We start from the raw sequence: 26938 nt of genomic DNA, 5'->3' as shown, positions 1-26938 counted from the left end.
GGCGGCGTGTCCGTCGCGTCGGATCGAGACCTATCCCGCGAATATGTCTCGATCGTTTCCAGGTCGAATCCAGGGAGGGCGCGAGCAAGGCGTTTTTCCGCCATTTTTGGGACGAGCCGTCCTCGCTCGTGAAACGGCGCGCGGCGGAGCGGAAAAACGGCGGAAACGCGGGATCGCCTTTGCGGCGCTTCGCGCGGGTTCGACGCGCTGATTTGCGTCGAAGACGGGGCCGGCCCATAAGTCTCTCGCGCCTCGCCTCTCGCGACATGGCGCGAGAGGCGAGGACGGATTGGCTGACGCGCGCGAGGAAACGCTCGAGGAGGAGAGCCTCGCCGAGGCCGCGCGCCGGCTGAAGGCGATCGTCATCGGCTCGCTCGGCAATCTCGTCGAATGGTATGATTTCTACGTCTATTCGGCCTTCTCGCTCTATTTCGCCAATTCTTTCTTTCCGGGCGACGATCCGGTCGCGCAAATGCTGTCCGGCGCCGGCGTCTTCGCGCTCGGCTTCTTCATGCGGCCGATCGGCGGCGCGCTGTTCGGCGAGATCGGCGATCGGTTCGGGCGCCGGCGCGCGCTGACGCTGTCCGTTCTTTTGATGTGCCTCGGCTCGCTCATCGTCGCCGCCACGCCCGACTATGCGAGCATAGGCGAGGCGGCGCCGGCGCTGCTCCTCTTCGCGCGGCTGCTGCAAGGGCTCAGCCTCGGCGGCGAATATGGCTCCTCCGCCGCCTATCTCTGCGAGATGGCGGCCTCGCGCCGGCGCGGATTCTATTCCAGCTTTCAATATGTCACGCTCATCGGCGGACAGCTGACGGCGCTCATCGTGCTGCTCGTGCTGCAAAATCTCGTCTTCACGCCGGAGGAGTTGCGCGCCTATGGCTGGCGCGTTCCTTTCGCCATCGGCGCGGGACTGGCGCTGTTCGCGCTGATCATGCGGCGCGATCTCGAGGAGACGGAGGCTTTCGCTTCCGAGGCCGCGCCGCGGCAGCGCAGTTCCTTGCGCGCGCTCTTATCCTATCCGCGCGAGGCGGCGACCGTGGTCGGGCTGACCATGGGCGGCACGCTCGCCTTCTATGTCTACACCACCTACATTCAGAAGTTCCTGAAGCTCTCCGCCGGGCTGAGCGATGCGCAGACGACATGGATCAGCGCCGGCGCGCTCGTCTTCGCCATGGCGCTGCAGCCGGCCTATGGCGCTCTATCCGATCGCATCGGACGGCGCCCGCTGCTCATCGCTTTCGGCGTGCTCGGGACGCTCTTCACCGCGCCGCTGATGACGGCGATCCAGACCGCGCGCGATCCTTGGACGGCCTTCGCGCTGGTGCTGGCGGGCTGGCTAATCGTCGGCGCCTATACGTCGATCAATGCGCTGGTGAAGGCGGAGCTGTTCCCCGCCTCGGTGCGCGTGACCGGCGTGGCCGTGCCCTACGCGATCGCCGTCTCCCTCTTCGGCGGCACGGCCGAATATGTCGCGCTCTGGTTCAAGAGCGAGGGGCGCGAGAGCTGGTTCTATTATTATGTCAGCGCTGCGATCTTCTGCTCGCTGATCGTCTATTCGCGTATGCCGGAGACGCGCTCGGCCTCGCGCATAGACGCGGAGCGCATCCGCTGAGCGTCGAGCCGCGGCGGCTCAGGCGCGAATCCGGAACTCGGCGAGAAAGCGAATGCCGAAAAAGGCGAAGAGCATGGCGATCCAGCTCGGATTGGCGCGCTCGAACAAAAAGCTCTCGAGCGAGTTGAGATAAAGGCCGAACATCCAGATCTGCAGGAACAGCATAGACACCGCCGGCTCGTCGCCGCGCGCGCAGACGCGCCGAACGTCGCGCGCGGGCTGCACGATCAGCGCCGCGAAGGTGAAGGCCAGCCCCGGCACGCCCATAGCCAGCACAGTGTCGAGATATCCGTTATGCGCATGGGCGGCGTTGCCGGCCCAGATCGTCGTGTCCTCGCCGCCGAAGCGCAGCGCCGCAGTGGCCCAGAATCCGCCGAGCCCATGTCCGAAGACCGGCGTCTCGGCGGCTTTGGGAATGGCGAAGGTCCAAATATCGGTGCGGCCGGTGAAGGTGGCGTCGAGCGGCAGCGCCGCGGCGATGGCGCCGAGCTGCGGGAAGAGAATGGCGCCTATGCCGAGAAAATTCAGCAGCGCCAGCGGCGAGAAGACGATGATCGACCACAGGACGACATTGCGCGTGCGCTCGGCGAGCAGGGAGAGGGCGATCGTCGTGAGACAAATGGCGGTGGAGCTCTTGCCGCCCGAGCAGAGCACGAAGACGAGCGAGAGGATGAAAATCGTCCATCCCTCGACCGTGCGGCCAGCGCGCAGCACGAAAATGCCGACGAAGGTCAGCATGGAGAAGACGGCGCTGGCGACATTCTTATGGGCGAAGACGCCGCGCCAATCGCCGGCGAGCTGCGGCTCGCCTATGTCGGTCGCCTGATGGATCGTGTAATGCGGCAGGAAGACGAGGCCGAAATAGGAGAGGCCGACGATGATGAGCGCGACGATGCTGAGCAGCTTGGCGAGATCGTCGCGGCCGCGCGGCAGCAGAAAGAGCGAGATGCAGCAGGTCCCGACGCAGCCGAGCATCGCCACGCGCTTCAGCGAGTTGGAGATTTCGTGCGAGGTGACGAGCGTCACGCCGATCCAGCCGGCCAGCGCGATATTGGCGGGCGTGGCGAGCGCGGCGAGCGCCTGCCGATCGGTCCGCCAGATGTAGAAGAAGGACCCCGCCGCCATCAGGCCGAAAGCGGCGTAGATCTGAAAATCGCGGCCTTCCGCCAGTTCCAGCGTCTCCGGCGAAGCGAGATCGGCGAAAGGCGAGAAAGTGATCCAGCCGACGAGCAGAATCACACAGAACAGAATTCCGCGGCCGTCGATCTCGTCCAGTCCCCCCATGGAGGAGGCGCTCATATCCGTCATGAGGAATAGCGATAGGGTTGCGGCGTCGCCCCCACCGAGGCCAGCAGCCGGCCGATCGCTATGCCGATCGGATGGGTGGCGGCGAGCGGATGCTTGGAGTCCCGCAACATGCGCAGCGCGCGTTGCAGCGAGACCGGGCCGAGAGCGAGATTCTTGGCGATGAGCAATAGGCGCTGACGCAGGCTGCGCGCGGCGAGGCGATCGATGCTGTAATTGATCGCGCCAGTGGCGAGGCTGCGGCGCAGCACCCAGCCGAGCGCGAGCCGGCCCGGCGTCACCTGCTCATAGATCTGCGCCTCCTGGCGCCAGAAGAAAGTGAAGCCGGCGCGGCGGCAGCGGGTGAAGAATTCCGTGTCGCCGCCGCCGAGAAAATTGAATCTCGGATCGAGCGCGGGCTCTGCGAGGCCGTCGAACACCTCGCGCCGCATCAGGCAATTGCCGGTGCCATAGATGATCGGCACCGGGCCGGTCGCGCCGAAGGCGGGCCAGAACACCGGATGATCGCGGAAGGCGGCCTTGGCCTCCTCCGGGAAGATGGGCGTCACCGGGCCGCCGACGATGTCGGCGCCCTGGCGGGCGCTGGCGACCATCTCCTCCAGCCATCGCGGCTCGGCGCGCTCGTCGTCGTCGATCATCAGGAAATATTCGGCTGCGGGATAGCGCTCCCGCGCGAGGCGAAAGGCCGCGTTGATCGCATGGACATTGCCTTGGCGCGGCTCCACCGCGGCGACGCCGGAGAGGCGCCCCTCGCGAAAGAAGGATTGCGCCACATCGAGGCCGACCGGCGCGGCTGCGTCATTGTCCACGACGACGACGGCGAAGGCGACATTCGTCGCCTGCGCTTCGATCGACTCCAGCGTCGTCCGGAGCATTTCGGGACGGCGGAAGGTCGGAATGCAGACGACCGCCTCGAAACGAGCGGCGTCGGCGATGGATTCGAGGGGAAGTCGAGAGGCTCGTGTCATTCCAGATTCGTCATCAGAGTGAAGGCGCCGAATGTCGCCATGGTCAGAGCGCCCGCCATCGCTCTGCGATCGTCGCGGCCGGGATCCGCATCGCGGTCGGCCGCCAGGAGAAAAAAACTCATCTTCTCCAACAGCGCCTCTCGCGAAAGCGCCGAAGAGAGGGCGTGATCGGCGCCGTCGAGGACGTCGACCGCGACATTGGGAAGATTTCGCAAGAAGCGCGCGTCCGGCCCGAAGCAGACGTTCATCTCTTCTCTGCCGACGTCATGGTCGCCATGCAGCATGAGGATACGCACGCCGCGCGCCGATAATCGCGCGAAGTTCGCCCGCGCCTCGTGCGTCTTGCCATGCGCGAAGCCGAGGCGTTGCGCGAGCGCGACGGCGAAGGCCGAACCCTTGCGACGCAGCAGCGCCGATGCGATGTCGAGGAGCTTGGCGAAAGCGACCTCGCCATTGACGACGCGCGCCCAGGCTTTGGCGCTCATCGCCTTGGCGACATAAGTATGCGTTGCCGCAAAACCCATTTCGAGCAGCTTCTCGCGATCTTCGCCCTCGATCTTGCCGAAGACCTGGAGATTGGCGAGCGCCAGAGCCGTCACGCGCGTATCTGCGAGGGCGGCGTAGAGCGCCAGCGCCGCGCCGCTGCACACGCCATAGAGCGTCACATTCTCGAGGCCCCGCATCTCGAGGAAGTCCAGCGCGGCCGAGACGTCTTCCGCGCGCGCCGCGTCATAGAGAGCGGAGCGCGGCCCATTTTCGACGACGGCGGAATCACCTATGCCGAGCGTGTCCATGCGCAGCGAGGCGAAGCCGAGACGCGTCAGCGCGCGAGCGAAATCGACGGTGGAGCGGCCGCAGCCGATATGATGATTGGCGCCGGTGTCGAGCAACAGCACGGTCAGCTTCGGTTTGCCGCGCGGCAGGCACAGCACGCCGGCGAGCTGTCGACGCTCGCCGAACACGACGCCCCGCTCGACGAAATGCTCCGTGGCGAGCGCGCCTTGCGGCGGCTGCGAGATCAGCGCCCGGCCGGCGCCCTCGCCGGCGAAGGCGACGACGGCGTCGAGATCGGCCAGCGGCGGCGGCGGCGGCATGGGCGCCGGAGTCAGCGCGCGATAGTCGGCGAGCTCCCGCGTCTCGACATGCGCGCCGAGCGATCGGAGACGCTCGAGGAATTCCGGCGCCGGCCTGGCCGCCGGATCGTGCAGCACGAGCACACGCTCGGCCGGCGCGGCCTCGAGCCGCGAAAGATCGATGCGCTTGATCGCCGCGGCCATGGGCTGCGTGATCGTGAATCCTTCGAGGTGAATATCGTCGCTGGCGGTGGCGGCGGCGATGCTCGCCTCCGGCGTCGGCCCGCTGGCCGCCAGCACGCGCGCCATCATTTTGAGCTCGCGCAGATAGGACGAGCCCTTCGTCACGGGCGCGATCTGCACCAGACGTTCGACGCCGCCGACCTCGGCCGCGAGCGCCGCGCCGAGACGCAGGCCGACGAGCGCGACCTCGCGCACGCCGATCGCCTCGCGCATCCAGCGCACGGCGGCGCGGATTTGCTCGCGCCAGGCGTCGACGATCGCCGGATCGGCGGGACCGCCGAGCGAATCGCCCTCACCGGGATAATCGAAGCGCAGAGTGGGAAGGCCGGCGGCGGCCAGACGATCCGCCAGCACGCGCCAGGACTGATGCGCGCAGAGCCCCTCATAGCCGATGGAGGCGCACATCACGACGCCGCGGTCGCCGTCGGCATGATGAAGCCAGCCGAAGCTCTCGCCAATGGCGACCGGAGTAGAATTCATTTCGTCGACTCGCTCACCTTCACGCATAATCACACCCGCACGCATAATCACACCTGCTCGGCTTAAGGCTTTCGTCCGCACGCGGCGATCTATTCCTCGGCTCAGGCTTTCCATTCGGTTCAAATCGGCGCAAAAAAGCGCCCTCTGCGCGAATGAAGAAGAAACCATGCCAGAATGCGTTCCGCGGCGGCTGGCGCGATTCTTCGAGCTTTTTCTGCGGCAGCCGCTCGCGCGTCCCAGAATGGCGCAGCGGCTCCCTTCGATCGACGAGGACAGCAGCGCTCGTGTTCGCCAGACGGACCGTCGTCTATTTCGCGGCCGATCTGTTCTCCGCGATCTTCGGCCTGCTCGACGCGATCGTCTTCACGCGCGTCTTCGCCTTCACGCCCACGGACGTCGCCCCTATGCTCCCGTCGCTCTCGCGGAAGCGCGGCGCCTCGGCGCGCGCGCCTGCCAGAGCCCTATGGTCTAAAACACGAAATTGGCGAACAGCCGCACATTGGCGCCCGGCATCGGAACCTCGTCCTTCTTGTAAGACACGCTGTTGCGTATGTCGGCGTTCAGCAGATTGTCGCCGACGATTCCGACGGTCATCTCGCGCGCCGGGAATTCGCCCTTGGGCAGAGCGACCTTATAGCTGACCTCGGCTTTCAGCAGATTATAGCCCTTGGTCGGCGTCTCGGCGATCGTCGCAATGTTGTTCTGCGGAAAGGCGTGCAGATAGCTGACGCGCGCCAGCCAATTGGAGTCGCGCCAGAACACTCCGCCGCCGAGGCGCACGGGCGGAATCCGCGGCACATTGGTTCCGTCCGCGAATGTCGCGCGCACCACGTCGAATTTGTTCTCGACGCCGAGGATTCCGCCCGCGAGCGGCAGCGCGTCCCATTGGCTCTGGAACTCGCCGCCGCGGAAAGTGGCGTCGCGCTGCGAATAGAGCGCCTGATTGAGCGCGCCGCCGCCGCCGGCCGGCGAGCAGCTGTCGAAATCCTCGTCGCAGGTCTCGCCGGAGAGGCGGCGATAGATGAAGCCGTCGAAATGCGTGTAGAAGAATGTCGCCTCGAAGCGGAATGGCCCTTTGGCGCGGCGCAGGCCGACCTCGACCGAATCGGCGGCCTCTATGCCGAGCAGCGGATTGCCGATGTCGAAAGTTCCCGTCGCCTCATGGACGCCGTGCGAGAACAGTTCCGGCCCGCGCGGCGCGCGCTCGACATGCTGCGCCGTCACGCTCCCGACCGTGTCGAAAGGCAAATCCTGCAGCAGGCCGATCGCTAGGCTCTTCGGCGTGAAATGGCGATCGTATTTGAAAGAGGTCGTCGGATCGACGAAGAGATCGGGCGTCTGCCCGGTCGTCTCGACATTCTCGATGCGGCCGGCGAGTTGCAGACGCAGCGAATTGGTGAGCTGGAACTCGTTGAAGAGATAAAAGGCGATGCTGCGCGAGTCCGTGGGGTCGAACAGAGCGGATTCGACGCCCGGTGAAGTCAGCCGCCGATGCGCGCCCTGCACGCCGAGCGCAGTGGTGAGCTTGGCGAAACTCAGATCGAAAGGCGCGAGCTGCGCCTCGAGCCGCGCCTCCTGCTCCTGATTGGTGAAGGTCTGCTGTATGCCCTCGAAGCCGCCCTCGAAGGCGACTTCGTTATGCTTGTAATCTGTCGCGCCGGCCCAGAGGCGAATGGCCTCGATGAAGGAGGCGGGCGGGCGATATTCGCCTTTCACCGCCACTTTCGTCTGCCGTAACTGGATGCGCGTGCGGCTCTCCGTCGCATCCATGCCGGGAATGCGATAGGTGCTCTCGAATTGCGTGACCGAGGCGCCGAAAAAGCCGCGGTCGAAAACATAGGAGCCGCCGGCGGACCACCCGCCGGAGCGCATATAGGAATTGGGCTGACGTCCGAAAACGAGCGGCGCCGGATCGGTCGGCGAGAGATAAGGGTAGGCAGGGATTGCGTAATCGCTGGCGCGGCGGCCATGGGCGTCGGCGTGCAGAGCGAAATTGCCCTGCCCGACATCGACGAGAGCCGCCTGCTCCAATCCCGCATCCACAGTGGAGACGGCGCTGCGCGTCTCCAGCCGCGTGCAGGGGCCGGGGAGCCGCTCGTCGCCGCGGCAGGGCAGAGCCTCGGGAATGCGATTATTGGCGGCGTCGACGACGCCGCCGATCGCCTGCGAGCCCCAGCGCAGCGTGGCCGGGCCGCGCACCACTTCGATGCGATCGGCGGCGAGCGGATCGAGCGGGACGCCATGATCCTCGCCGAGCTCGGAGACGCCGCTGGAGGCGAGGCCGTTCTCCTGAATGCGGACGCGATGCGCGTCGAGGCCGCGCACGATCGGCCGGCTGGCGGCGCCGGGTGCGAAGCTCGAGCCGGTGACGCCGGGCTTGTCGAACAGAAGATCGCCGAGCGTCGCGCCGCCGGAGCGGCGAATCTCGTCGGAGTCGACGAGAGTCACTGTGGCGAACTGATCCGCGACGATGGGGAGCGCGCCGCGCGTCTCGGCCGAGGCCGGCCGCTCCGTCGAGGGGGCGCGCCGCTGGATCGGGCTCGACGCGGCGATTTCTATGTCGGGCAGAGCCTCCTGGGCCCGCGCCGCCTCGGGGCCGAGCGCCGCCGAAAGAACGGCGGCCGAGAGAACGCCGGCCGAAAGCGCGAAGCGGACAGATGATTTTTCCATGGATCTCGCCCCCGAGACTCGATGTTATAACATTACGTAGATATGCGCCCGAGGCTCCGCTGCTGTCAATCTGCCGAGGCGCAGCGCGGGATCGAATTGGCGAAGGGAGTCGCGCGCAGGGCTTGATCGCGGAGGCGAAATCGGGCATAGGCTGCGCCCACGAGGCGCTGGGCGGTGATCCCGGCTATGTGTAATTTTGCCCGGGGATCGACCGATGAAAGTCCGCAATTCGCTGAAATCGCTGCGTGCGCGCCATCGCGCCAACCAGCTCGTGCGCCGCAAGGGCCGCGTCTATGTGATCAATAAGGTGCAGAAGCGCTTCAAAGCCCGCCAGGGCTGAGCCTTCGCCTCCTGTCCTGACGGCGCGCCGCCTTGCAGCGGCGCGTTTTTTTGTCTGTGAGGTTCTGGTCTGTCAGGCGCCCATCAGCGCCAGCACATGCGCCGCCGCCGAGCGGCCGAGCGCGGCGAGATCATAACCGCCCTCGAGCAATGAGACGACGCGCCCGTCGGCGCTGCGCAGCGAGGCGTCGATGATGCGCTTGGTCGCCTCGCTATAATCGCGCTCGGTGAAGCGCAGCCCGCCCAGCGGATCGTCCCTATGGCCGTCGAAACCGGCCGAGATCAGCACCAGATCGGGCGCGAAATTTTTCAGCCGCGGCAGGATGCGCGTCGTCAGCGCCTCGACGAAATCATCGCCCGTCGCGCCTGCGAAGAGCGGGGCGTTGACGATCTGATCGAACTCGCCGGTCTCGCTCGTCGCCCCCGTGCCGGGATAATAGGGCGCCTGATGGGTGGAACAGAACAGGACCTGCCGATCCGCCCAGAACGCTTCCTGCGTGCCATTGCCGTGATGCACGTCGAAATCGACGATGGCGACGCGCTCCGCCGCGCGGACGGCGATCGCATGGCGCGCGGCGATGGCGACATTGTTGAAGATGCAGAAGCCCATGGACGTCGTCGGCCCGGCGTGATGGCCGGGCGGTCGCACGCAGACGAAGGCCGTGTCCGCCGCCCCTGTCATCACCTCGTCCACGGCCGCCACAGCGCCGCCGGCCGCATGAAACGCCGCCACGAGCGAATCGGGACACATCAGAGTGTCGGGGTCGAGCGCGACGAGGCCCTCGCGCGGCGCGGCCTTCTCGATCGCCCGCAAATGGCTTTCGGGATGAATGCGCAGCAGCGCCTCGCGCGAGGCCGCGGGCGCGGCGAGACGAATGAGATGCTGGAAACGCTCGTCCTCGAGCGCGCGTTCTATGGCGCGCAGCCGGTCCGGCTGCTCGGGATGACCAGCGCCCATATTATGGGCGAGGCCGCTCTCATGTGCGACGAACAGGGTCCTCGTCATGGCCAGCCGCTCTCGACTCTCGCTAAAGGAAGTTGCCCTGCAAAAAAAGCCGGCGCCCTTTTAGCACGTCGCCGCCCCGGGCGGGCGCCGGAAAAATTCTCGAGAAGCGCCTTGCCTCCTCCGCCGCCGTTGCGCCGCGGCAACAGCTCGGGAATTATTCGTCGCCGACGTTTTCGTTCGGTAAGATTATGGTAAGCAAATTCCTAAATAGCTGTTTTGGGCGTTGAGAAAGGGCGCGTTCATGGATTCGAGGCACGGTTTCGTCGCAGTGGGTCTCGCTCTGGCGCTCGCCGGCTGCAATGCCGTCGGAGCGCCCCGGCTGCCCGATCCGCAGCTCAGCGGGCGCGACGCACAATTCATGGCTCTGGTGCCGACGGCGGACGTCGGCGCGGCCTATGAGCGTTATCTGGTCGATTTCAAAACGAGCGAGCCGCCGGGCTCCATCGTCGTGGATACGAAGAACAAGTTCCTCTATCTCGTGGAGCCGAACGGCAAGGCGGTCCGCTATGGCGTCGCCACCGGCCAGGAGGCCTATGGCTGGACCGGCCGCGCCGTCGTCGGCGGAATGCAGGAATGGCCGCGCTGGATTCCCCCCAAGGACATGCTGGAGCGCTGGCCGCATCTGCAGCCGACGGCCGACGCCGGCGGCCTGCCCGGCGGCCCGGACAATCCGCTCGGCGCCCGCGCTCTCTACCTGTTCGAGAACGGCAAGGATACGCTCTACCGCATTCACGGCACCAATGAGCCGGAGAAGATCGGCCAGAGCGTTTCCTCCGGCTGCATCCGAATGCGCGACATAGACGCGATCGACCTCTACGGCCGCGTCAAGATCGGCGCCAATGTCGTGGTGATCTGAGCGACTCCCTCTGCCCGCGAGCGGGGCGAGGGAGTCTGGATTCGCTAATCCAGCGGCTCCACCGCCACGATCTCGATCCCGAAGCCCGAGAGGCCCACATAGGTGCGCGGCTTGGCCTTGGAGGTGCGCAGGCGGATCGAGGTGACGCCCAAGTCCTTCAAAATCTGCGCGCCGAGGCCGACGTCGAGCCATTGCGCCGTGCGCGCCTCCTCCGAATTGCTGCCGCCCGAGACGACTGGATTGACCGGAACGCCCGCCGCGCCGTCGCGCAGATACACCAGCACGCCGCGCCCCTCCGCCGCGAAACGCTCCATCGTGCGGCGGATAGCGTCCGCGCCGCCGAAGACGTCGGCGATGATGTCGGCGCGATGCAGCCGCGCCGGCACGCCCTTGCCGTCGCCGATCTGCCCGACGACGAAGGCGAAATGCTGCACCGGATCGAAGGCGCTGACATAGGCGTGGCAGGTCGCCTCGCCGGCGAAGGTCTTGACCGGAAAGGAGGCGACACGCTCCACCAGCTTCTCGCGCGCCTGGCGGTAGGCGATGAGATCGGCGGTGGAGACGAGCTTCAGCCCATGGGCGGCGGCGAAATCGACGATCTGCTTGCCGGCCATCACCGTGCCGTCGTCATTGGCCAGCTCGCAAATGACGCCCACCGGCGGCAGGCCGGCGAGACGGCAGAGATCGACGGCCGCCTCCGTATGGCCGGAGCGCATCAGCACGCCGCCGTCCTTGGCGATGAGCGGAAAGACATGGCCCGGCCGCACGAAATCATGCGGGCCGCGATTTCCATTGGCGAGCGCGCGCACCGTATTGCAGCGCTGCTCGGCCGAAATGCCGGTGGTCAATCCTTCGCGCGCGTCCACGCTGACGGTGAAGGCGGTGCCGAGCGGCGCGTCATTGGCGGCGACCATGGGCGCGAGATGCAGCCGTCGCGCCGCCTCGAGCGTCAGCGGCGCGCAGACGATGCCGCAGCAATGGCGGATGATGAAGGCCATTTTTTCGGGCGTGCAGAGCGAGGCGGCGACGATGAGGTCGCCTTCGTTCTCGCGGTCATCGTCATCGGTGACGACGACGATCTCGCCGCGCCCGATCGCCTCTATGGCCTCGGTGACGGAATGGGACAAGGGGGAGGCTCCGCTATGGCCGGCGCAAAGGCGGCCCGGCGCCCGTTTCTACTCCCCTGCGCGAAGGGATTCAAACCGTCCCGCGGGCGGCGCGAGGCGGCGGCCGGCATTTGCGAAATCCAGCAAAAAAATGCAGTTTGCCGCCGATTCGAACGGCCGCGCGGCGACGCGGCCCGCCGGACGCCCTGCCGCCTCTACGAAATGGCCGATGCGCGATGCGCGGCGCGGATTTTTCCGTCCGCGCCAAGGCCGGCCGACGAATGACATAAGGACAATCGCGTGCGCCTCGCTTGCGGAATCGATTTCGGCACCTCCAACTCCTCCGTCGGCTATATGGCCGGCGGCGAGCCGAGGCTCGTTCCGCTCGAGGGCGACAGCGTCTCGCTGCCGAGCGCGATCTTCTACCCCGCCTATGGCGGCAAGCTCGGCTTCGGCCGCGCCGCCATCTCGCTCTATATCGATCGCGAGAACGGCCGGCTGTTTCGCGCCATCAAGAGCATTTTGGGCGGCTCGCTGATCCACGAGACCACCGCCGCCGGCGGCAGGCGCGTCGCCTTCACCGCGATTTTGGGCAGCTTCCTGCGCCATTTGAAGGAGAAGACCGAGCTGAGCGCCGGCACCGCCATAGACAACGCCGTGCTCGGCCGCCCGGTCTTCTTTGTCGATGACGACGAGGCCGCCGATCGCATGGCGCAGGAGCAGCTCGCCGCCGCCGCCCGCGCGCAGGGATTCGCGGAGGTGCTCTTCCAATATGAGCCGATCGCCGCCGCGCTCGATTACGAGCGGCGCATCGAGCGGGAGGAGATCGCGCTGATCGCCGACATCGGCGGCGGCACCTCCGATTTCTCCATTGTGAAGGTCTCGCCGAAGAACAGGCGCAAGATCGACCGCAAGGACGACATTCTCGCCAATGCCGGCGTCCATGTCGGCGGAACCGATCTCGACTATCGGCTGAGCCTCAAGCAGGTCATGCCCTTGTTCGGCTATCAGACGCGGCAGAAGAAGCGCCCCGAGCTCGATCTGCCCAATGGCTATTTCCACGATCTCGCGCAATGGCATCGCATCGCCTTCCTCTACAACAACAAGAGCCTAGAGGAATTGAAGCAGCTGCGCGCCATCGCCGGCGAGCCGGAGAAGGTCGAGCGTTTCATCAAGGCCATAGACGATCGCGCCGGCCATCGCGTCGCCGGCGATGTGGAAGGGGCGAAAATCATCCTCTCCGAATCCGCGACGGCGATGATCGATCTCGCCTATGTGGACGAGGCGCTGATGATCGAAACGTCGCGCGCGCTGTTCGAGGAGACGATCGCCAATGAATGCCGCAAGCTCTCCGATTGCGTCGCGCGCTGCCTGAAGACGGCGGGCGTGAAAGCGGAAGAGGTCGATACGGTGTTCTTCACCGGCGGCAGCACCTTCATTCCGGCGATCGAGCGCGCCTGCCTCGTGCATACGCCGCAGGCCAAGATCGTGCGCGGCGATAAATTCGCCAGCGTCGGCGTCGGGCTGACGATCGATTCGGGATTGAAATTCGGCTGAGCGGCGCTCAGCCCGCCGCAGGAAATTCGGCGGCGCCGGATAAGTCCACCTCCACACGCAGCCCGCCGAGCGAAGAGCGCGAGAAGCGCATGTCCGCGCCATAGGCGTCGAGAACGTCCTGCACGATGGCGAGGCCGAGGCCGGCGCCGCCGGTCTCGTCGAGACGGCCGCCGCGACGGCGGATCAGCGCCTCGCTGCCCTCCGGCAGGCCCGGCCCGTCATCCTCGACGACGAAGCGGCCCGCCGAGGCCGAAACGCGAATGCGCGCGCGCGCATGGCGCGCCGCATTCTCCATGAGATTGCCGAGGATTTCCATCAGATCGACGCGATCGACGGCGACGCGCAGATCCGGCGCGATGCGCATGTCGAAACGCGCCTCCGTCCCCGCCGAGGCCAAAGTGCGCGCCAGCGCGTCCACCACTTCCGCGACCGGCGTCGGCGCGCCGCCCCGCGCGAGGCCGCGGCTCCTCGCCCGCGCCAGCTCGCGCGCGACATGGCGATGCATGGCGTCGCCGATGCGGTCGAGCGAGCGGGCGATCTCCGTCTCGCCCTTCTCGCGCAGCAGGCGGGCGTCGGCGGCGAGCGCGGTGAGCGGCGTCTTCAGCCCATGGGCGAGGTCGGCGGCGCGATTGCGCGCGCGCTCTATCTCCTTGTCGCGCTCGTCCAGCAGGCCGTTCACCTCGTCGATGAGCGGCTGCACCTCCGGCAGGGCCAGCGCATCGAGCCGGCGGCGGCGGCCCTTGGCGATCTCGCCCACCGCCGCGCCGAGCCCGGCCAGCGGCGCGAGGCCGAGCCCGACCTGAATCCAGGTGGCGAAAGTCAGCCCGACCGCGATGAGAAACAGCGCCGCCACGAGCTCCGTCGCGAAAGCGTCGCGGGCGCGGACGACGCCGGCCAGATCGAGCGCCACCAGCACGCGAATGCGGAGCGCCGACACGCCGCCGAGCGCGATGCAGCGCTGCCCGCCGAGCAGCGCATTGCCCCAGGGCCCGCGCAGGCGGTGATAATAAACCCGATCCGTGGCGGCGCAGCCGGCCGGAAACTCGAGCGCCTCTTCGCCGAGCGAGGCGGAACGCTCGACGTCGCGGCCGTCGTCGCTCGCCACCTGCCAATAGAAGCCGGAGCGAAAACGCGCGAATCGCGGGTCCGGCGTCGCCGTGATGACGCGCAGACGCCCGTCCGCATCGACGGCGAGATCGGAGACGAGCTGGCGGACGTAGGTTTCTATATCGTCGTCCATCGTGCGTTCGACGTGATGCTCGAACAAGAGCACCAGCACGAAGCCGGCCAGCGCCAGCGCGCCGGCGATGGCGGCCGCTCCGAAGAGGAACAGCCGCAGGCGCAGCGAGCGCGTTCTCATGCGTCGAGATCGGGCATCGAATAGCCGAAGCCGCGCTTGGTCTCGATCGCCTGTGCGCCGAGCTTCTTGCGCACGCGGCCGATCAGCACTTCCACGGCGTTGGAGCTCTGCTGGTCATGGCCATAGACATGCTCGGCGAGATCCGATTGCGGAACCACCTGCCCGCGCCGATGCAGAAGATAGGCGACAAGCCGATATTCGATCGCCGTGAGCTCGATCGGCGTTTCGTCCAGCCGGATCGTCATGCTGCGCTCGTCGAGCGAGAGCGCGCCATTGCGCGTCACCGAGGAGGCGTGGCCGGCCGAGCGGCGGATGATGGAGCGCAGCCGCGCCAGCAATTCCTCTGGCTGGAAAGGCTTGGGTAGATAATCATCGGCGCCCGCGTCTATGCCGGCGACGCGCTCGCTCCAGGAGCCGCGCGCGCTCAGGGCCAGGACGGGGGTGCGGCGGCCCTGCTCGCGCCAGCGCTCGAGCACGGCGAGCCCATCGAGGCCGGGCAGGCCGAGATCGAGAATGACGGCCGCGAAATTCTCGGTGTCGCCGAGAAACCAAGCCTCTTCGCCATTGGCGACGGCGTCGACGACATAGCCCGCCGCTTGCAGCGCCTTCGCCACATCGCGGGAAATGCGCTCGTCGTCTTCCACCAGCAAAATTCGCATGTGTCGAGGCTGCGATGCTATGATCCGCTCGAATATTGGTCGTCGCGTCAGCGTCGAGTTCGAGCTCGTCAGCTTTTCGTCAGCTTCGATAAGCGAAATTGCGCCCCGACGCAAAGACCGGTTCCAGGCGGAATGAAAAGACAAAAGTTTCAGCATCTTGTTCTCGCTGTCGGCCTCGCCGGCGCGCTTTTCGCGAGCGCGGCCGTCGCCGCGGACGAGATCGCCATTCCGCTGCGCGACCAGGATGTCCAGGCCGCGGGCATAGAGACCAAGCCGGTGGAAAAGAGCTCCGGCTCGGACGAGCTGGTCGCGCCGGGAGTCGTGGCGGTTCCGCCGCAACAATTGCGCATGGTGGCCGCTCCCGCCGCCGGCCTCGTCGAGACTATTCTGGTCTCGCCGGACGAGGAGGTGAAGGAGGGCGACCCCATCGCCACCTTGAAATCCTCCGAGCTGATCGAGGCGCAGCGCGCTTTCCTCCAGGCCGCCGCCGACGCCGCGCTGGCCACCGAGAAGCTGCGCCGCGACGAGCAGCTCTACAAGGAACGCATCATCGCCGAGCGCCGCCTGCTGGTGACGCGCGCCGAGGCGGCGCAGGCGCGCTCGCTGCTCGACGAGCGCGGCCAGCTGCTGGCGCTCGACGGCATGAGCGAGCAGGCGATCGAGACCTTGCGCAAGGAGCGCAAGCTCGGCGCGGCCCTCACCGTGCGCGCGCCCGTGTCCGGCGTCATCCTCGCCCGCCACGCCACTGTAGGCGACCGCGTGATGGCCGCCGCCCCGCTCGTCACAATAGCGCGGCTCAAGCCGATCTGGGTCAATCTGCAAATCCCGACCGGTCGCGCCGCCGCCCTGGACCGCACGGATAAGGTCGTGCTGCCGAGCCATGGCGTCGACGGCAAGCTCATCCGCATCGGCCGCACCGTCGATCCGGCGACGCAATCGGTCACTGCGGTCGCGGAATTCTCGCCCGGCAAATCCCCGATTCGACCGGGACAGGCGGTGCAGGCCATTTTGCGCATCAAAGGAACGGGCGGGACGCTCTGGCGCGTGCCGGCCGACGCCGTGGTCCATTATCGCGACAAAGACTGGGTGTTTCTGCGCTCTGCGGATGGTTTTCGCGCCGTGCCGGTCACCCTCGTCTCGGAGACGCCGCAATCCGCGTCGATTCAAGGGCCGCTCTCGGCCGCAGATCAAGTGGCGACGCGCGGAATGCTGACCCTGCTCGCCGAGCTGGCGGCCAAGGATCCGAGCGCTAAGTGAGCGAAAGGCGACATGCTCGATAAACTCATCAAAGCGGCGCTCGGCCAGAGGCTCCTCGTCTTTCTCGCGGCGATCGCTCTCGCGGTCTGGGGCGCGCACGCCTATTCCAAGCTGCCGATCGACGCTTTTCCCGATGTCGCGCCGGCGCAAGTGCTCGTCTCCATGCGCGCGCCGGGCCTGACGCCGGAAGAGCTGGAGAACCGCGTCACCGCGCCGATCGAGATCGCCGCGCGCGGCATTCCCAATCTCGTGCGTATGCGCTCGACAACGCGCTATTCGGTGGCGCTGCTCACTTTCGAATTCAGCGAAGGCACGGACATCTTCTGGGCGCGCACGCAAGTGAACGAGCGCCTCGCCTCGGTCGCCGACCAATTGCCGGCGGGCGCCTCGGGAGGCCTCGCGCCCATCGTCACGCCGCTCGCCGAAATGCTGATGTTCACCCTCGTCGGCGGCGGCCTCACGCCCACCGAGCAGCGCAGCCTCGTCGATTGGACCATTCGTCCCGCATTGCGCGGCCTGCCCGGCGTCGCCGACGTCAATGTGCTCGGCGGCTATGTGCGCACTTTCGAGGTCGCGCCCTCGCCGCCGGCCATGGCGGCGCGCGGCATCACGGTCAAGATGCTGAAGGACGCGCTCGAGGAGAACAACCGCAATGACGGCGCCGGCCGCGTGCGCGACGGCGAGGAGGCGCTGCTGGTGCGCGCCGAGGGACGGCTGCGCACGCTCGAGGACATACGATCCGTCGTCGTCGCCGCGCGGCCGACCGGAATCGTGCGCGTCGGCGATGTCGCCGAGGTGCGCAACGGCGCGCTCGCCCGCAATGGCGTCACCACGCGCAACGGCGAGGACGAGGCCGTCTGGGCGCTGGTGCTGGGCCTGCGCGGCGCCGACGCCAGCACCGTCGTCTCCGGCGTCAAGGCCAAGCTCGAGGAGCTGAAACCGCGCCTGCCGGAGGGCGTAAAGGTCGAGATTTTCTACGATCGCAGCGAGCTCATCTCCAAAGCCGTGTGGACCGTGCAGAAAGTGCTGATCGAGGCCATCGTCCTCGTCGTCATTCTGCTGTTCCTCTTCCTCGGCAATCTGCGCGCCGCGCTCGTCGTCTCGCTGATCCTGCCGCTCGCCGCCCTCTCCACTTTCGCCATCATGCGGCTCTACGGGCTCTCGGCCAATATCATGTCGCTCGGCGGCCTCGCCATCGCCATCGGCATATTGGTCGATTGCGCCGTCGTCGTCGTCGAGAATGTCGAGCATCGCCTCGCCGGAATGGAAAAGGCCGACCTGCAAGACCGCATTCGCATCACTTACGAATCGACGCGCGAGGTCGCCGGCCCGCTGGTTTCCGGCGCCGTCATCATCATCACCGTCTTCCTGCCGCTGCTCTCGCTCGAGGGGCTCGAGGGGCGGCTGTTCGCGCCGGTCGCGCTGACCATCGCCTTCGCCATGGGCTCGGCGCTCATTCTCTCGCTCACAGTGGTGCCGGCGCTGGCCGCCTCACTGCTGCGCGCCGGCGGCAGCGACGAGCCTTGGCTCGTGCGCAAAATCTCCGCCTTCTACGACCCGCTGCTCGAGCGCGCATTGCGGCGCCCGATGGTCGTCGGCGCCGCCGTGACTGTCGGCCTCGCTCTGGCGCTGCTGGCCTCCAATCACATCGGCCAGACCTTCATGCCAGTGATGGACGAAGGCACGCCGGTCATCACCGTGCGCAAGCATCCGACCATCAGCGTCGACATGACCGCCGAGACCGACATGCGCATCGAGCGCGCGCTGATGGCGCGCGTGCCGGAGATCAAGGGCGTGATGGCGCGAGCCGGCGCCGACGAGCTCGGCATCGATCCCGTCGGCCTCAATGAGACGGACATGTTCCTGACGCTCGCGCCGATGGACAAATGGCGCGAGCCGAACATGGCCTGGCTGCTCGGCGAGATGCGCCAGGTGCTCGACACTTTCCCCGGCATTTCCTACGCTTTCTCGCAGCCGATCGACATGCGCGTGCAGGAGATGATCATCGGCGCGCGCGGCGACGTCGTGGTGAAAGTGTTCGGCGACGACATCGACGAATTGAACCGCCTCGCGCGCGAGATTGCCGGGACCTTGCGCAAGATCGACGGCTCGCGCGACGTCTTCGCGCTGCAGAATGACGGAATGCGCTATCTCACCACGCGCATCGATCGTCTGGCCGCCGGCCGCTTCGGCCTCAACGCCAGCGAGATACAGGACGGCTTGCGCATATGGGTGGACGGCACGCAGGTCGGCCTCGTGCTCGAGGGCCCGGTGCGCACGCCGCTGGTCATTCGCGGCGATCCGGTCTCGCGCCGCTCGCCGGTGGATTTCGCCCGCGTGCCGGTCGTCTCCGCCGACGGCAAGGTGGTGGAGCTGTCGCAGCTCGCCGACATACGCGCCGAGAACGGCCCGATACAGGTGATCCGCGAAGAGGCGCGGCGCTACGCCACCGTGCTCTCCAATGTCACGGGACGCGATCTCGTCGGCTTCGTCGACGAGGCCAAGGCCGCCGTCGCCAAGGAAGTGCATACGCCGCCGGGCTATGAGCTGGTCTGGGGCGGGCAGTTCGAGAACCAGCAGCGCGCCTCGGCGCGGCTCGCCATCGTCGTGCCGCTGGCGCTGGGGCTCATCTTCCTTCTGCTCTATCTCACCTTCAATTCCCTGTCGCAGGCGGCGCTCGTCTTCTGCAACGTGCCTTTCGCGGCGATCGGCGGCGTCATCGGCCTGTGGCTCTCCGGCGAATTCCTCTCCGTGCCGGCTTCCGTCGGCTTCATCGCGCTCATCGGCATCGCCGTGCTCAATGGCGTAGTGTTGATCTCCTATATCAACAAGCTCGTCGCCGAGGGCCGCGCCATACCGGAGGCCGTGCGCGAAGGCGCGCGCCGCCGTATGCGCCCGGTTCTGCTCACCGCGACCATCGCCGCGCTCGGCCTCGCGCCCTTCCTCTTCGCCAAGGGCCCGGGCGCAGAAATCCAACGGCCGCTCGCCATCGTCGTCATCGGCGGCCTCGTCACCGCCACCGCGCTCACGCTGCTGCTCTTGCCCATTCTCTACGAACGCTTCGACTTCAAGCGCCTGCTGCGCCGACGCGCCGCGACGCGCCCCCCCGCCTCGGCGACGCCGGATTCTCGCTGGCGGATTCAGCGCCGATGACACGCTCTCTCGGCGGTCGTCCGCTCCTCCCGCTTCTGCTCGTCCTTCTCTCGGCCGCGAGCGCGGCCGCAGAGCCGAAGGCGCGCCTCTCGCCCCTGCCCGCCGGCGTCGAGGCGCCGCCGACGAAGCCGAAGCCGAAAGCAAAGCCGCCGGCAAAACCTTTCGGCCTGGTGCTGGCGCGCCATCTCGATCAGGCGCTCGGCATAGATGCGCAGAGCGCCGCGCTGGAAGCGCAACGCCGCGCCGTGGCCTCGCGCTATGCCCAGGCCAATTCCTTCACGCCCGGCTCGCCCTTCTTCGGCGGCTCTCGCCAGGAGCGGGTGAAGGGCAATGTGCAGGGCTATCGCGAATCCGAGCTCGAGATCGGAATGCCGATCTGGCTGCCGGGCGAACGCGAGGCCTATGAGCTCAATGTCACCGCCGGCGTCGCCGAGATCGTCGAGCGTCTGGCGCTGCGCCGGCTCGATGTCGCGGCGCTGGTGCGCGACGCCTGGTGGACGGCGCAACGCACGGCGAAAGACGCGGCCATCGCGCGCGATCGTCTGGCGACAGCGCGCGATATCGGCAATGACATGAAGCGGCGCGTCGAGCTCGGCGAAAACGCCGCGCAGGACGAATTGCTCGCGCGCAATGAGACGCTCGCCGCCGAGACGGAAGTGGCGCAGACCGACGCCGCCGCCAAGGCCGCGCGCGCCGCCTATGAGGTGCTGACCGACGGCGCCACGCCGGATGGAACGCTGGAGGCGCCATTGCCGGCGCGCCCGCCGGAGGATCATCCCGCGCTGCGCGCGCCGATCGCCGCGCTCGCCAAGGCGCAGGCGCAGATGCGGCTCATCGAGACGGGCTTCATCGACAATCCGGAGATCGCCATCTTCGGCCGCAATGAGCAAGGCACAGAGCCCGCCACCGAAGATCCGATCCGCTCCAATAATAATACAGTCGGCGTGCGCTTTCGCATTCCGCTGCCGACGCCCGGCCGCAACATTCCGCGCATCGCCGAGGCGCAGGCGGAATTCGATCGCGCCAACGCCGAATTCGGCCGCGCGCAAAGGTTCGTCGCCGCGGAGATCAACGCCGCCCGCGCAGCCGTCGCCGCGGCGCGACGCGCCGATGGCCTCGCCGCCAAGCGCCTTTCGGTCGCGACCGAACAATTCGATCTCGCGCGACGTTCCTTCCGGCTCGGCGAGATCAACGCTTTCGATCTCTATCGCGTGCGCCAATTGCAGCTCGACGCGCAGCGCGCGCGGGCGAGCGCGGCGATCGACCTCGGCGTCGCATTGTCGCGATTGAACCAAGCCTTCGGCTATGCGCCGACTCTGTGACGTCGAGGAAAGGCGAGCCTTCAGGGGCTCGCAACCCATATAATGCTTACCCCTCGAGCCCCAGCGCCTGCCGTACCTTGGCGGAATAGCCGTAGAGATCGCCGCGCAATTGCAGGCGGCCGTTCTCATCGACGAAAGCGGTGAAATATTCGATGTGGATCGGCAGCGGCCGCGCGAGATTTATGTAGCGCTCGCTGGAGCCGACGAGCTTGCGGACGCGCTCCTCCGGCCAGCCGCTGCCCGGCCCCAGCACCGCCTCGGCGAGGCGGAAGGGCTGATCGACGCGCACGCAGCCATGGCTCAAGGCGCGATGCGCCGAAGTGAACAGCCCATGATTGGGCGTGTCGTGCAGATAGACGGAGAAGTCGTTCGGGAACATGAATTTGATGCGCCCGAGCGCATTGGCTTCGCCCGGCTTCTGCCGCACGAAAGTCTGTCCCTTGCGGGTGATCACCTCATAGCCGCGCGCGGCGATAGCGCTAAGATCGCCGCCGAATTTGGGCAGCATCTCCTTCGTCAGAATCGAGGGCGGCACATTCCAATAGGGATTGACGATGATGAATTGCATCTTGTCCGAGAACACCGGCGTCGGCGTGCCCTCCTTGCCCACGATGACGCGGGCGCGATGCGCCACCTGCCCGTCGCGCACCACGGCGAGCTCGAAATCCGGAATATTCACCTCTATGCGGCTCTCGCCGAGCTCGCGCGGCAGCCAGCGCCAGCGCTCCATATTGGCGATGATCTCGGCCTCCACCTGCGCATTGGAGCGGCGCGGCGGCGCGCTCGGCGCCTGCGCGCGCGGATCGGCGTCACGCGCGAGCGAATGCGACGCCGCGGCGAAACGCCTGTCCAGCTCCGGCAGACCAGCGCTGCGCAGCTCGACCAGCTTGGCGCGCAGCGCGCGATAGCCCTCATGCGGCGGATTATAGTCTTGTAGACGATCGCCGGCGCGCGATCCCGCGGCGGCGATGGTCGCGAGCGCGGCGCCCGGCTCCAGCAGAGCGGGATGCGCGCTGATGAGCCGCGACAAGCGCCGCGGATCGACGCGCCCGCCGGACGCCTGAATCGCATAAGCGACGACCGCCTCCGACAAAGCGAATTCATCGGCGTCGCCGCCGAGCTTCGTCTCCGAAGGATAGGCGAGGCCACGCAGATCGAGACCATCGTCGCGCGCACGGCTCAGCCGCTCTATGGCCGCCGGCGCGGACGCGCGCCAGGAGTCGCCCTCGCGCCACAGCGGCGCATAGGCGCGCTGCGCATAAAAGGCGACGATCGCTTTGCGCCGCGCGCGCTGCTCCGAGCCGCGCGCCGCGCTCTCCCAGGCGTCGAGCGCGTCGGCGAAAGCGCGCTGCGCCTCGCCGATCAGCGCCTCGGCGACATCGAAACCGCCGGCCGCGGGCGGGAGAACGATCGAAACGGAATTGGCGATGGGAAGCAGCGCCGACGTCCGCGGCGGCGGGAAGAGCTCGGCCGGCGGCTCGCCGATTGGCGGCCGAGAAACCTCGAGCTGCCGAACCAGCGGCGGCGGCGCGACGGCCAGCGGCCCGCGAAAGGGCGCGCGCGGCGCGGCGTCTGCGCCATGCGCAACGACGAAGGACGAACCGAGCCCGACTGCGAACGCCAGAATGGACGCACGCGCGAAACTGCCGCGGAACACCATGCTCTCCTGCCTCACGCCACTGGCGGCGGACGCGCTTTTCGCGCGCCATCCGCTCTCGAACGATGCCGGCGCGCGCCGCTCGCGACTCGCGCCCTACGGATATTAACGTAAACGGGTTAATGCTTGGAATAAGCTTCCGCGCCCCGTGTCGCCATAGAGATTGCTTTTCCATTAACGACGCGACGGTGACGGAGTCGAGTTGCGGCTATCGCGGGCTCGTCTCGCAATTAGCTGGGCGCGACTTTTTGTAGCCGCCGCGCTTTCCGCCGAAAATACAATTCGGTTGCGCTATTCGCGCCATTCTGCCGCAGCTCCGCGCAATTGTCGGCGCCGCTGCGGCGGCGCAGTTTCATTCACGACGATGCGCACGACGATGCGGTTGCGTCATCGTCTTCGAAAAAAAATCGCACTGAGGGAGAATACGTCATGCACAGCAATGCGGAGGTCTTCAAAGCGCTGGCCGGCATCATCGGCGCGCTCGCCTTCTTCATCGTCGTCATTCACCAGCTCACCCGCCTGCTCGGCTGAGAGCCTTCTCCTCGCGCGACTTCCCGGAGCGCCCCCGGGCCTCCGGGACTTTTCAGATCACATAGATTCGGTCCGGCAGTTCCTCATGGCCGCCGGGCGGCACATGTTTCGACAAGAGCCGCGCGCATTCGCCGATCGCATCGACGAAGCCATCGGCGATGCGCCCCTCGCGCACGCGCGCGAGCAGAAGATCGAGCGCCGCGCGCCAATCCTCCTGCGGAATTTTCGCCGCTATCCCCTCGTCGGCGACGATGCGCGCATAGCGCTCGCCGAGCGAGACGAAGATCAGCACGCCGGTTCTGTCCCTGGTCGCCGAAACGCCGCGCGTGAAAAATTGCTCGATCGCCGCGCGATGGGCGCGCTCGCGCTTCACGAAGCGCGGCGTCAGCGCGAGCCGCAAGGGCGGCAGCGAGAACAGCAGCGCCGCGCCGATGAAGACGAGAATCTGAATGGCCAGAATGAGCCGCACGCCGAGCTCGGTGAAGAAGACGAGCGGCCAGGGCGCGATGAGCGCGATGAGCGCCGCCAGCAGCGGCGGCACATAGGCGTAATCGGAGGAGCGGCGCGCCAAGACGCAGACAATCTCCCCCGCCGTGCGCCGCTCGGCGGCGGCGATCGCCTCCGCTATGCGCTCTTTATCCGCATCTGAAATCGGCATCACCAATCCCCCGAGGCGCCGCCGCCGCCCGACGAGCCGCCGCCGCCTGAAAATCCGCCGCCATCGCCCCAAGAGGAGCCGCCGCCCCAGGAGGAGCCGCCGGACCAGCTGTCGTTCGACGGCGGAAAATAAACGATCGGCCCGCGCCCGCCGCGATAAATGCGCCGCCCGCCGCCGCGGGCGTTGGCCAGCATCGAGAAGAAGACGAACATGAAGAGCAGGAAGATGATGAAAGGCACGATCTCGTCGAAACCGGGCTCCTGATGCTCGGCGCGCACTTTCACGCGCTTTTCCCATTCGGCGGAATCGCCGCTCAGCACTTCGATGATGCCATCGACGCCGCGCTCGATTCCGGCGCCGAAATCGCCAGTCTTGAACTTGGGCGTCACCGCCGTGGCGATGATGACTTTGGAGAGCGCGTCGGTGAGCGTCCCCTCGAGGCCATAGCCGACCTCTATGCGCATCTTGCGCTCATTGGGCGCGATGAGGAACAGCACGCCATTATTGACCTTCGCCTCGCCGAGCTTCCAGAAGCGAAACAGGCCATTGGCGAAAGTCTCAATATCGGTGTCCTGCAGCGACGGCACTGTGGCGACGACGAGCTGAATGCCCGACTTCTCCTCCAGCTCTTTCGATTTCGTCTCGACCGCCTGCCGCGCCGCCGGCGGAATAATATGGGCGTCGTCGACGACGCGGCCGGTGAGCGCGGGAAAATCGAGCGCAGCGAAAGCGAGCGCCGGCAGGAGGAGAAAGACCAGCAGAGCGAGGCTTCGTGTCCCTCGCATCGTGGCGAAGACGCCGCGGCGACGCGAAGGCCACGAAGGAAGCGACGGCATGAGCGGCGATCTCCCGGCGTTGGAAGCGCGTTGAAAAAAGCTTTTAGAACTTCACCGTCGGCGCCTGCTCCGCGCCGGCGTTGGCGGTGAATTCGGCGAGCGGCTTGGTTCCGGCGAAGACGGTCTTGGCCCAGAGCAGCGTCGGGAAGGTGCGCAGCGAGGTGTTGAACTCCCGCGCCGCCTGAATGTAATCGCGCCGCGCCACATTGATGCGGTTCTCAGTGCCCTCGAGCTGCGACTGCAAGGCGAGGAAATTGGTGTTGGATTTCAAATCCGGATAGGCCTCGCTGACGGCGAGCAGTCGCCCCAGCGCGCCGGAGAGCTGCGCCTGCGCCTCCTGGAACTGCTTCAATTTTTCCGGATCGGTGAGCTGCGAGACATCGACCTTGGCCTGCGAGGCATGGGCGCGCGCCTCCGTCACCGCGGTGAGCACGTCCTTCTCATGCTTGGCGTAGCCCTGCACGGTGGCGACGAGATTGGGGATGAGATCGGCGCGGCGCTGATATTGCGCCTCCACCTCGGCCCATTTGGCCTTGGCTTCCTCCTCCTGCGTTGGAATCGTGTTGTAGCCGCAACCAGATAGCGAGAGAGCGAGGAAGAGAGCGGCCAGCAGAGACGGCCAGCGGAAGGAAAAATTCATCCGAAAGTCTCCTCATGACGTCATCCGCCCCACCGAACGGAGCGCGCCCATTACTTAGGCTGCACATGAGGGCTTGGGAAGTGCGGGCGACGCCGGAAGGGAGGGAGGCCGGTACGAAATTCTAACGCGGTTCCGTCGGCGCACCTGTCCAGCGACCAACGTTACGCCAACTCTCGTAGCGGGTGCGGGCAGGGAGCGGCCAAGAGGCGAGTGGCGGCTCGACCTGCGCCTTTTCTCGGTTGTGGCCGTTGTCACCAAGATCGTTAATAGCGAAGTAGAATCCGCCCCCGGCACGATCCCACACGGCGAGCGTGTCGCTCCCCTCGCAAGAGAAGTGGGCGCCTCCATGCCATACCGCGCCGCATCCCGAATACGCGACCGTTGTCGGGTCCATCGCCAAACCATAAAGTTCCGGTTGCGGCATGTCGAAGCTCCGCATTCCATAACCGCCGTTCGTCAGCCCCCACAGGGCGTCAGCCACGCTTTCCTTGTGGATCACCTTGAGACGCAATACCGCGGCAAAAAATTCCGCGTTACGCAGCGGCTCTATGACCTTCGGCTCCTTGCTCGCCGCGAGGCTGTTCATCGTCGAGCCGGGCGTGGGAAGAAACTGGATGACGCTCGTGGTCAAATCTCCCGTTTTCGAGCGCCACTGCCTGACCTCGCCGTTAGAGAATGGACGCGCGGGAGAGACGAAGGCGAAACCATCCGCATTGCGCGTCAACCAGGGGGCTGGATCATTGTCCGAGTAGTCCTCATTCGAGAACCAGCCGCAGATCTTTCCAAGCTCGAGACGTGAGACGGCGCCGGGCTGCCTGCTTTCCACAACATAAAATGTCGAACAAACATTGTAATCGGCAGCGCCCTCCTCCACCAGGACGGCGTCTGTCTGCCCGTCCTTATAACGGTCGTGAATTTTGAACGGCGAGTCGAGCCGTGGATCGGGAGGTTCTTTCAGCACTACCCGTCCGCGATGGGTGAGCGTGCGCAGGCCGTCTTTCGTTTTGCCCCAAGCAAGGGTTTCTGTTCCGAGTCTGAGACCAGCGGGCGGGACCTCTCCCGCCTCGGCGGCGGAGGCGGGCAGACGCCCTAGTCGTTTACTCGTCATCTCCTCGACACAGTACGTAAGACCTCCTGCGGCCTTCAGGCCGCAGGCATTACGTTCCGCGAGCCATCTTCGCTGCTCCCCCTGCATCTTGTCGTGCGCCGGCTTGTTTCCCTTTTCGCGCAGGGCTGTCAGCGCTGCGAAATAGTTGCGCGAGATCGCGTCGTCCTGCCATTTGATCTGCGGATCGGCGCAAATGGTCGTTTCGACGAGCGTCTCCGCCTTGGCGCAGTCCATGGCTCGGGCCGCCGTGGCCGACATCAGCAGCGCTGTTGCAACGAGCGAGAGGCGCGAAAAACTAGATCTCAAGAGAAAAACCCTTAAGCTGAGGGCTAGAGGCGATGAAACGAGCAAGGTCCCGGCGTGGGCGCCCGCGACAAGCGTGGGCATGACGCGCTCGTGGAGGAACTGTCAACCTGGATTCGGAGCCCCGAACGAGCAGCCGCCGCTCTTTTCATGACGCTCCATTCGCACTAGCTTCGAGACCAGCTTGCAGTTTTCATCGCGACTCGCGCCGTCCCGAAAATGCGCGCGACCCGCAGCGG

General features: G+C 66.6%; 20 protein-coding genes. 7 read left to right on the top strand and 13 right to left on the bottom strand.

Annotation, left to right across the window (positions count from 1 at the left end):
• Window positions 1–289 precede the first annotated feature (289 nt).
• Window positions 290–1612 (top strand): MFS transporter, encoded by a 1323-nt coding sequence (locus C5689_RS05320; protein WP_108916236.1) that lies wholly within the window; start codon window positions 290–292, stop codon window positions 1610–1612.
• A gap of 18 nt (window positions 1613–1630) precedes the next feature.
• On the opposite strand, the gene C5689_RS05315 is transcribed toward C5689_RS05320, so the two are convergent.
• The 4 genes from C5689_RS05315 to C5689_RS05300 form a co-directional block, all read right to left on the bottom strand.
• Window positions 1631–2920 carry an O-antigen ligase family protein gene (locus tag C5689_RS05315; RefSeq protein ID WP_108916235.1) on the bottom strand — a complete coding sequence of 430 codons (1290 nt, stop codon included), beginning with the start codon at window positions 2918–2920 and terminating at the stop codon, window positions 1631–1633.
• A complete protein-coding gene (locus tag C5689_RS05310; protein ID WP_108916234.1) occupies window positions 2917–3885 on the bottom strand; it encodes a glycosyltransferase family 2 protein in 969 nt (322 codons plus the stop codon). The genes C5689_RS05315 and C5689_RS05310 overlap by 4 nt, the downstream gene beginning before the upstream one ends.
• Entirely contained in the window at window positions 3882–5681 is a 1800-nt protein-coding gene (locus C5689_RS05305; RefSeq protein ID WP_108916233.1) for an alpha/beta hydrolase family protein, read from the bottom strand. Before C5689_RS05305 ends, C5689_RS05310 begins: the two co-directional genes overlap by 4 nt.
• A gap of 468 nt (window positions 5682–6149) precedes the next feature.
• A complete protein-coding gene (locus C5689_RS05300; RefSeq protein WP_108916232.1) occupies window positions 6150–8351 on the bottom strand; it encodes a TonB-dependent receptor in 2202 nt (733 codons plus the stop codon).
• Window positions 8352–8565: 214 nt separating this feature from the next.
• Between C5689_RS05300 and ykgO the strand changes: the two genes are divergently transcribed.
• Window positions 8566–8691 carry a type B 50S ribosomal protein L36 gene (gene ykgO, locus C5689_RS05295; protein WP_018264215.1) on the top strand — a complete coding sequence of 42 codons (126 nt, stop codon included), beginning with the start codon at window positions 8566–8568 and terminating at the stop codon, window positions 8689–8691.
• Between the two features lie 72 nt (window positions 8692–8763).
• Here ykgO and C5689_RS05290 read toward each other — a convergent pair whose 3' ends face one another.
• A complete protein-coding gene (locus tag C5689_RS05290; RefSeq protein WP_108916231.1) occupies window positions 8764–9696 on the bottom strand; it encodes a histone deacetylase family protein in 933 nt (310 codons plus the stop codon).
• A 241-nt stretch (window positions 9697–9937) separates the two neighbouring features.
• On the opposite strand from C5689_RS05290, the gene C5689_RS05285 reads away from it, so the two are divergent.
• Window positions 9938–10552 (top strand): L,D-transpeptidase, encoded by a 615-nt coding sequence (locus C5689_RS05285; RefSeq protein ID WP_108916230.1) that lies wholly within the window; start codon window positions 9938–9940, stop codon window positions 10550–10552.
• Between the two features lie 44 nt (window positions 10553–10596).
• On the opposite strand, the gene ribB is transcribed toward C5689_RS05285, so the two are convergent.
• Entirely contained in the window at window positions 10597–11679 is a 1083-nt protein-coding gene (ribB, locus tag C5689_RS05280) for a 3,4-dihydroxy-2-butanone-4-phosphate synthase (protein WP_108916229.1), read from the bottom strand.
• Between the two features lie 279 nt (window positions 11680–11958).
• Between ribB and C5689_RS05270 the strand changes: the two genes are divergently transcribed.
• The gene (locus tag C5689_RS05270; RefSeq protein WP_108916227.1) at window positions 11959–13215 is read left to right on the top strand and encodes an Hsp70 family protein; all 1257 of its coding nucleotides are present in this window, start codon (window positions 11959–11961) and stop codon (window positions 13213–13215) included.
• 7 nt (window positions 13216–13222) lie between these two features.
• Here the strand turns inward: C5689_RS05270 and C5689_RS05265 are convergent, their stop codons facing one another.
• Together C5689_RS05265 and C5689_RS05260 are read right to left on the bottom strand one after the other, a co-directional pair.
• Window positions 13223–14575 (bottom strand): ATP-binding protein, encoded by a 1353-nt coding sequence (locus tag C5689_RS05265; RefSeq protein WP_108916226.1) that lies wholly within the window; start codon window positions 14573–14575, stop codon window positions 13223–13225.
• Complete coding sequence (locus C5689_RS05260) at window positions 14572–15234, bottom strand: response regulator transcription factor (RefSeq protein WP_108916225.1); 663 nt, start codon at window positions 15232–15234, stop codon at window positions 14572–14574. Before C5689_RS05260 ends, C5689_RS05265 begins: the two co-directional genes overlap by 4 nt.
• Window positions 15235–15366: 132 nt before the next feature.
• On the opposite strand from C5689_RS05260, the gene C5689_RS05255 reads away from it, so the two are divergent.
• Genes C5689_RS05255 through C5689_RS05245 form a run of 3 tightly spaced genes read left to right on the top strand, consistent with a single transcriptional unit; the run spans window position 15367 to window position 20966 of the window.
• Window positions 15367–16491 carry an efflux RND transporter periplasmic adaptor subunit gene (locus C5689_RS05255; protein WP_108916224.1) on the top strand — a complete coding sequence of 375 codons (1125 nt, stop codon included), beginning with the start codon at window positions 15367–15369 and terminating at the stop codon, window positions 16489–16491.
• Between the two features lie 12 nt (window positions 16492–16503).
• Window positions 16504–19644: an efflux RND transporter permease subunit gene (locus C5689_RS05250; RefSeq protein WP_108916223.1), complete on the top strand. Its 3141-nt coding sequence runs from the start codon at window positions 16504–16506 to the stop codon at window positions 19642–19644.
• The gene (locus tag C5689_RS05245) at window positions 19641–20966 is read left to right on the top strand and encodes a TolC family protein (protein ID WP_108916222.1); all 1326 of its coding nucleotides are present in this window, start codon (window positions 19641–19643) and stop codon (window positions 20964–20966) included. The genes C5689_RS05250 and C5689_RS05245 overlap by 4 nt, the downstream gene beginning before the upstream one ends.
• 46 nt (window positions 20967–21012) lie before the next feature.
• Here C5689_RS05245 and C5689_RS05240 read toward each other — a convergent pair whose 3' ends face one another.
• The 5 genes from C5689_RS05240 to C5689_RS05220 all read right to left on the bottom strand — a co-directional run bounded on the left by C5689_RS05240 (window position 21013) and on the right by C5689_RS05220 (window position 26783).
• Entirely contained in the window at window positions 21013–22626 is a 1614-nt protein-coding gene (locus tag C5689_RS05240) for a L,D-transpeptidase family protein (protein WP_108916221.1), read from the bottom strand.
• A gap of 580 nt (window positions 22627–23206) precedes the next feature.
• On the bottom strand, window positions 23207–23812 hold the full coding sequence (locus C5689_RS05235; RefSeq protein ID WP_064034061.1) for a TPM domain-containing protein: 606 nt from the start codon (window positions 23810–23812) through the stop codon (window positions 23207–23209).
• Window positions 23812–24597, bottom strand: a complete 786-nt coding sequence (locus tag C5689_RS05230) for a TPM domain-containing protein (protein ID WP_167398685.1) — start codon at window positions 24595–24597, stop codon at window positions 23812–23814. Before C5689_RS05230 ends, C5689_RS05235 begins: the two co-directional genes overlap by 1 nt.
• Window positions 24598–24691: 94 nt before the next feature.
• The gene (locus tag C5689_RS05225; RefSeq protein WP_108916219.1) at window positions 24692–25288 is read right to left on the bottom strand and encodes a LemA family protein; all 597 of its coding nucleotides are present in this window, start codon (window positions 25286–25288) and stop codon (window positions 24692–24694) included.
• A gap of 121 nt (window positions 25289–25409) precedes the next feature.
• Complete coding sequence (locus C5689_RS05220; protein WP_108916218.1) at window positions 25410–26783, bottom strand: lysozyme inhibitor LprI family protein; 1374 nt, start codon at window positions 26781–26783, stop codon at window positions 25410–25412.
• Between the last annotated feature and the right edge of the window lie 155 nt (window positions 26784–26938).

Source organism: Methylosinus sporium (genome assembly GCF_003113265.1).
In the GTDB taxonomy this organism is placed as follows: Bacteria; Pseudomonadota; Alphaproteobacteria; order Rhizobiales; family Beijerinckiaceae; genus Methylosinus; species Methylosinus sporium.
The sequence above is the reverse complement of the archived record's forward strand: the minus strand, read 5'-3'. Positions and strand labels throughout refer to the sequence as shown.

Coding starts and splice junctions, on each gene's coding strand:
- C5689_RS05245 (WP_108916222.1), top strand. CDS start 19,641: ATGACACGCTCTCTCGGCGGTCGTCCGCTCCTCCCGCTTCTGCTCGTC.
- C5689_RS05315 (WP_108916235.1), bottom strand. CDS start 2,920: ATGACGGATATGAGCGCCTCCTCCATGGGGGGACTGGACGAGATCGAC.
- C5689_RS05285 (WP_108916230.1), top strand. CDS start 9,938: ATGGATTCGAGGCACGGTTTCGTCGCAGTGGGTCTCGCTCTGGCGCTC.
- C5689_RS05265 (WP_108916226.1), bottom strand. CDS start 14,575: ATGAGAACGCGCTCGCTGCGCCTGCGGCTGTTCCTCTTCGGAGCGGCC.
- C5689_RS05230 (WP_167398685.1), bottom strand. CDS start 24,597: ATGCGAGGGACACGAAGCCTCGCTCTGCTGGTCTTTCTCCTCCTGCCG.
- C5689_RS05250 (WP_108916223.1), top strand. CDS start 16,504: ATGCTCGATAAACTCATCAAAGCGGCGCTCGGCCAGAGGCTCCTCGTC.
- ykgO (WP_018264215.1), top strand. CDS start 8,566: ATGAAAGTCCGCAATTCGCTGAAATCGCTGCGTGCGCGCCATCGCGCC.
- C5689_RS05240 (WP_108916221.1), bottom strand. CDS start 22,626: ATGGTGTTCCGCGGCAGTTTCGCGCGTGCGTCCATTCTGGCGTTCGCA.
- C5689_RS05300 (WP_108916232.1), bottom strand. CDS start 8,351: ATGGAAAAATCATCTGTCCGCTTCGCGCTTTCGGCCGGCGTTCTCTCG.
- C5689_RS05305 (WP_108916233.1), bottom strand. CDS start 5,681: ATGAATTCTACTCCGGTCGCCATTGGCGAGAGCTTCGGCTGGCTTCAT.
- C5689_RS05220 (WP_108916218.1), bottom strand. CDS start 26,783: ATGCCCACGCTTGTCGCGGGCGCCCACGCCGGGACCTTGCTCGTTTCA.
- C5689_RS05235 (WP_064034061.1), bottom strand. CDS start 23,812: ATGCCGATTTCAGATGCGGATAAAGAGCGCATAGCGGAGGCGATCGCC.
- C5689_RS05260 (WP_108916225.1), bottom strand. CDS start 15,234: ATGCGAATTTTGCTGGTGGAAGACGACGAGCGCATTTCCCGCGATGTG.
- C5689_RS05255 (WP_108916224.1), top strand. CDS start 15,367: ATGAAAAGACAAAAGTTTCAGCATCTTGTTCTCGCTGTCGGCCTCGCC.
- C5689_RS05290 (WP_108916231.1), bottom strand. CDS start 9,696: ATGACGAGGACCCTGTTCGTCGCACATGAGAGCGGCCTCGCCCATAAT.
- C5689_RS05225 (WP_108916219.1), bottom strand. CDS start 25,288: ATGAATTTTTCCTTCCGCTGGCCGTCTCTGCTGGCCGCTCTCTTCCTC.
- C5689_RS05310 (WP_108916234.1), bottom strand. CDS start 3,885: ATGACACGAGCCTCTCGACTTCCCCTCGAATCCATCGCCGACGCCGCT.